The following is a 5297-nucleotide window of genomic DNA, read 5'->3' on the forward strand; positions in this document are numbered from 1 at the left end:
GCCTTCAACTGAGCTCGGCCGACGAATATCCGAGGATGGCGCGCGCGATGACGAGCCGCTGGATCTGGCCGGTGCCCTCATAGATGTCGGTGATGCGGCCATCGCGCAGGAATTGCTCGACCGGATGATCGTGGCTGAGGCTCATTGCGCCCAGCAGTTCCATCGCGCGCTGCGGACCGCTGCGACAGAGCTCGCCGCCCTTCGCTTTTGCAACTGATGCCTCAAGATTGTTGGGCTCGCCGCGCGCCGCGAGCCAGGCTGCCCGCAGCACCGTCAGCGTCGCGGCCTCGATGTCGGCCTCGAACTCCAGCAGCGTCTGCTCCGTGGAGGTCCGATCGTGCGGCCCCTTGTCCCAATCGACCGCGATCCCTTCCTCAGCCAGGCGATCCCGCGCATACCGGAAAGCGCCGAGCGCCTTTCCGATGCCGCCCGCGGCGACGGTCGGACGGGTAACGTTGAACGTCTTGAGCACCCCCTTGTAGGAGGCGGAGCCCTCGTCCGCGCTTTGCGGCACGCGCTCGTCGCCACCGATCAGATGGTCGCGCGGGATGCGGCAATCGCGAAACGCGTAGGCCGCGGTATCGCTGCTGCGAATTCCGAGTTTCTTTTCCTTGCGGACCAGCTCGAACCCGGGCGTGCCCTTCAGCACCAGGAACGATTTGATGCCGCCGCGACCGGCCGCCTTGCTGACGGTCGCCCAGACGATCGTGCCGTGGCACCGCACGCCATTGGTGACGAAGATCTTGTCGCCATTGAGCACCCACTCGTCGCCGTCGAGCACGGCGGTCGTCTGGATCGCCTTGGTATCGGATCCGGCACCCGGCTCGGTGATCGACATCGCCAGCATCAGATGCCCCCACCGCTTCTGCTGCGCGGGCGTGCCGGCCGCGCCCAGCGCCGCATTCCCAAGCGCCGATGGCGCCTGGCGCAACGGCACGCCATTGTGCGCCTCGCGCTCGATCCTGATCAGCATCTGCATGACCACGGACGGCGTGTCGTCACTCGGGCGACGCCGCATCCGTTCGAGCAGCGAGGGGAACGCCGCGGCCTCGGCAAACGCCTTGGGCAGGATTTCGTCCTCGTGCGCGTCGTAGTGGCGCGCGTATTTCTCGCTGGCCTTTGCCTCCTCGGCTATTCCCGAAAGAATGTCCAGATCGGTGTCGGAAAGCGCGAAATCCACCATGCTGCTCTGCTCCTTCATGCCGCCGCGAGCGCGCCGTGGATGGTCAGCATCCGCGCGTTGCGCAGCCACATCTCGAGCGGAAGGTCGCGGATGTAGCCATGGCCTCCGAATATCTGCAGCCCGTCATCGGCGATCCTGATCGCGCGGCGGTTGACGTAGTTCTGCGCAAGGATCGCCATCTTCGAAACATCGGCTCCCCGATCGAACGCGGCGGCCGCCTTCCACATCAGCCAGCGCATGGCGTCGCACTCGATATGCATGTCGGCCAACATGAAGGCGATCGACTGCTTCTTCGCGATCGGCTCACCGAATGCGACACGTTCCCTGGCGTACGGAATCGCGAAATCGGTCACCGCGCGCGCCAACCCCACGGCGAGCGCCGCACCACCAATGCGCAGGCTGGCCAGCAGGGGACGGATATCCGCGCCATCGCCCTCGCCGAGGATCGCGTCAGGTGGAAGCGAAACGCCGGCAAGCTCGACCCGGGCAAACCGCATCGGCGTGAGCCCGATGGTGCCGCTCTCGCGGGTGATCGCGACGCCTGGGGCACGCGGAGGGACGATGAAGGCCTTGATCCCGTCAATGCCCGGCGCGTCGGATGCCCGCGCGAGCACGAGCATATCCTCAGCCTCCTCGCCGAGTGGCACCAGCCGCTTGACGCCGGTGATCCGCCAACCGTCCGCCCTCGGTTCGGCGCGGGTGGCGATCCGCGACGGATCGAACGCAAACGAGTCCTCGTGCAGCGCAAGCGTTGCCGCACGACGCGCATTGCCGCAGAATTTCGGCAGCTCACGTTTCTTCTGCTCTGCCGACCCGAGGTCGATCAGGGGGTTGACAAACAGCGACGATGCAGCGGCGGTGCCGCCGAGTCCGGCGCATCCGGAGCCCATCGCTTCCAGCATCAACGCGCCGGTCAGGGCCGAGCGCGGCGCACCGCCGCCACCATAGGCCTCCGGAATCGCAAGCGAAGCGAGCCCCAGGAACCACGCCTCGTCGAGCAATTCGGCCGGTGCAGTGCACGTTTCGTCGGCTTGCCGTGCCCGTGGCGCCAGCTCGTTCTTCGCGAACGCGAGGAGCATATCGCGAATCTGGCTTTGCTCGTCAGTGACATCGAAGCTGATCATGATGCCATGGCTCCGCTGTCGAATGCACTCGCGCGGTCGTCGTGGGCGACTGCGCTCAGGGCGCGCATGGCGACGACAAGATCCCGCGTCCGCTCGAACACCGCAAATCCCGCGGTCGAGAGCGCTTCGCGCGCGAAGGGTGACAGCAGGGTGTAACTGTAGATCAGGACGGGCTTCGATCGGCGCGCGCGGAGCGCGCTGAGCGCCGCCACGTCCAGCGAGATGCTGCGTTCGTTCGACAGCGACAGCGCCAGCACGACGGAGTCGACGTCCTCGCCGTCAAGCAGCACCTCGAGCGATTGAAGAACGCCGCCCGTGAAAATGCCTTGCGCCGTGACATCGATCGGGTTCGCGGCGGAGCCATAGGAGGGGAACGTCGGTCGAAGCCGCGCCTGCAGCTTCTGATCCAGTACGGGAACGCTGAACCCGGCTTCCGTGAGACATTCGCTCAGGACGGTTCCGGCGCCCCCCGCTGTCGTGACAATGCCGACACGACGCCCGGCGGCGACCGGGTTGGTCAGGCGTCCAAGCGCAGCCGCGACCGCATCATCCGGATCAGCGACCGCGATCACGCCGGTAGCCGCGAACATCGCGTCAAAATCCGTAGCCACGCCCGTATCGCTTGCGGTGTGCGCGACAGCCGCGCGGCGGCCGGCTTCGGATCGGCCGATCTTGATCACGATCACCGGCTTGCCCGCCGCTTGCGCCCGGCCCGCCGCAGCCGCGAACCGCTCGAAATCACGTACCTCCTCAAGGTAAGCGATGATGGCCGCACAGCCGGGATCGCCTGCAAAATGCGTGATGAAGTCGACCGCAGTGAGATCGCACTCATTACCCGTCGTGACGACATGGTCGATCTCGAGGCCGGCGGCGCGCCCGCGACTGAACAGCGAGAAGCCGAGCCCCCCGCTCTGCGCCACGATCGCCACGCGACCGCCAGCCGCGTTTCGCGTCGAGCCCGAAAGCGAAGGCTCCGCTGCCGCGCTGAATGTCGCGGCGACGCATCCGGCGACGTTATAGAATCCCTCGCAATTCGGCCCGCAGATACGGATTCCGGTGCGTCGCGCGATGTCCGACAACCGCAACTGACGTTCGGCCTTCGCAACGCTTTCCTCGGCGAATCCCGAGGAAATGACGATCGCCGCACGAACGCCGGCCGCGACGCATTGCTCAACGACGTCGCAGACCAGCTCCGCCGGGAGGGCGATGATCGCGAGATCGATCGGGAACTTGACTGCGCCAATGGCGGGATAGCAGCGCAAGCCGTTGACCTCGCGGTAACTCGGATTGACCGGTGCAATTCGCCCGGTGAAGCCGGCGCGGCGCAGCACCCGCAGCAACATGCCGCGGATCGAGCGCTGTTCGGCGGGAGCGGCGCCGATGACGGCGATCGAGCGGGGCGCAAGAAAGGCTGCGATCGACGCCGCGTCCGATGGGTGGAGGATTTCGTTCGAGGGACTATCCATGCAATGTCTCGGATCGCGTCAGCGCGGCAGTCCGACGAGATGTCTCGCCATGATGATGCGCTGGATCTGCCCGGTGCCCTCGACGATGTTCAGCGCCTTCGCATCGCGAAACAGCTTCTCGACGAGGTGATGACCGGCAGCTGCCTCAAGCCCAACGATCTCCATGCCGGCACTGGCGAGATCCTGGGCGGTCTCGGCGGCAAACACCTTGGCCATCGAAGCGTCCACAATGTTGGGAATCCTGTTGTCAGCCTTCCAGGCCGCGCGAAGCGTCATGAGCCAGGCCGCGCGAAGCTGCCGGTGCATCGCCTCCAGCCGGTCGCGCACCCGTATCGACCTGAACGCGCCTGACTGCTTCGCGAAATTAAACGCCTCGTCATAAGCGGAGCGCGCCAGGCCAACGGCGCTCGCCGCGACGCCAACACGCGTCGTGTTGAGCGTTCCCATCGTGGCGCCGTAGGCGCTTGACCTCGACGTCTGTTCGGGCCGCTCGCCGCCCAGGATGTTGTCGTGCGGGACCTCGCAGTCCTCGAGGATGAACGACACCGACTCATAGGCGCGGAGCCCCATCTTGTTCTCGACCTTGATCCCGGTCATGCCGCGGTTACCACGCTCGACGAAAAACGACCGCTGCCCGGAGCGGCCCTTGTCGGGATCGAGATTGGCCTGCACCAGCACCCAGTCGGCGCGAACTGCATTGCCGATGAAGCATTTGGCGCCGTTGAGCAGAAAGCCGCGATCGGTGCGCGTCGCGCGGGTGCGGAACGCCGCCGTGTCCGAGCCTCCGCTTGGTTCCGTCAACGCGAAGCTGCCCCAGCGCGGAATCTCACTGCCGCGGAATGGCCCAAGGAAGTGCTCGCGCTGCTCCGGCGTGCCGGCGGCGGTGACGATCGGCGCCGGCAGTCCCGGCCCTGGCGCGGCGACACCCATGCCGCGATCCCAATAGGCATTCTCCTCATTGATTGCGGCCATTCGGACCGCGGGACCTTCAGGCACCGCGCCGTCGTCGACCGGCCCGGGATGCCTCCTCCGGAAATCGACATACCCGGCGAAATAGGGATGATCGGGCGGCAACGGCGCGCCGTTGCGATCGGCCTCGAGTCCGGCCGGCCGTACCTCGCGCTGCCCCCACTCCCGGATCTGCTCGATATGCACATTGAGTGCGGCGCTGAATTGGTTCACGCGGCGATCCTCTCCGAGATTGTCGCCGCAAGTCCCGCGCCGGCATCGATTGCCATCGCCGCATCTTCGATCAGAAGCCCCAACCGCGCGACGGCGACGTACATGTCGACGATCAGGAATGCGAGCGCCTGATGATGGGCAATCGGCTTGCCGAACGCGACACGGTCGAGCGCGTAGCTGCGCGAAAACCCGGCTGCATCGGAGAGCACACCCCAGATCAGCGAGGCGTAATAGATCCTGATCCTGGCGAGCGCCCGCGCCGCACGCATCGGGTCATGCCACGCCAGAATGGGCGTGCCGTCAAACCTGACGGCGCTTGCGCCCGCGGCGTGCAGGGCCGCA

General features: G+C 66.3%; 5 protein-coding genes. All 5 read right to left on the minus strand.

Annotated features, from left to right (window positions below):
- Positions 1–4 precede the first annotated feature (4 nt).
- The gene (locus AC1D00_RS25085) at positions 5–1183 is read right to left on the minus strand and encodes an acyl-CoA dehydrogenase family protein (protein ID WP_477012493.1); all 1179 of its coding nucleotides are present in this window, start codon (positions 1181–1183) and stop codon (positions 5–7) included.
- A 14-nt stretch (positions 1184–1197) separates the two neighbouring features.
- Positions 1198–2307: an acyl-CoA dehydrogenase family protein gene (locus AC1D00_RS25090; protein ID WP_477012494.1), complete on the minus strand. Its 1110-nt coding sequence runs from the start codon at positions 2305–2307 to the stop codon at positions 1198–1200.
- Positions 2304–3773, minus strand: coding sequence for a CoA-binding protein (locus tag AC1D00_RS25095; RefSeq protein WP_477012495.1), 1470 nt, complete (start codon positions 3771–3773; stop codon positions 2304–2306). The genes AC1D00_RS25090 and AC1D00_RS25095 overlap by 4 nt, the downstream gene beginning before the upstream one ends.
- Positions 3774–3791: 18 nt before the next feature.
- On the minus strand, positions 3792–4955 hold the full coding sequence (locus AC1D00_RS25100; protein WP_477012496.1) for an acyl-CoA dehydrogenase family protein: 1164 nt from the start codon (positions 4953–4955) through the stop codon (positions 3792–3794).
- Positions 4952–5297: acyl-CoA dehydrogenase family protein (locus AC1D00_RS25105; protein ID WP_477012497.1), on the minus strand; the 346-nt coding region annotated here is incomplete at its 5' end. The genes AC1D00_RS25105 and AC1D00_RS25100, both read right to left, overlap by 4 nt.

The organism is Bradyrhizobium sp. P2_E8, assembly GCF_056403875.1.

Bases quoted from the DNA above. Each gene is read 5' to 3' on its own strand.
- AC1D00_RS25085 (WP_477012493.1), bottom strand. From the start codon at position 1,183: ATGGTGGATTTCGCGCTTTCCGACACCGATCTGGACATTCTTTCGGGA.
- AC1D00_RS25090 (WP_477012494.1), bottom strand. From the start codon at position 2,307: ATGATCAGCTTCGATGTCACTGACGAGCAAAGCCAGATTCGCGATATG.
- AC1D00_RS25095 (WP_477012495.1), bottom strand. From the start codon at position 3,773: ATGGATAGTCCCTCGAACGAAATCCTCCACCCATCGGACGCGGCGTCG.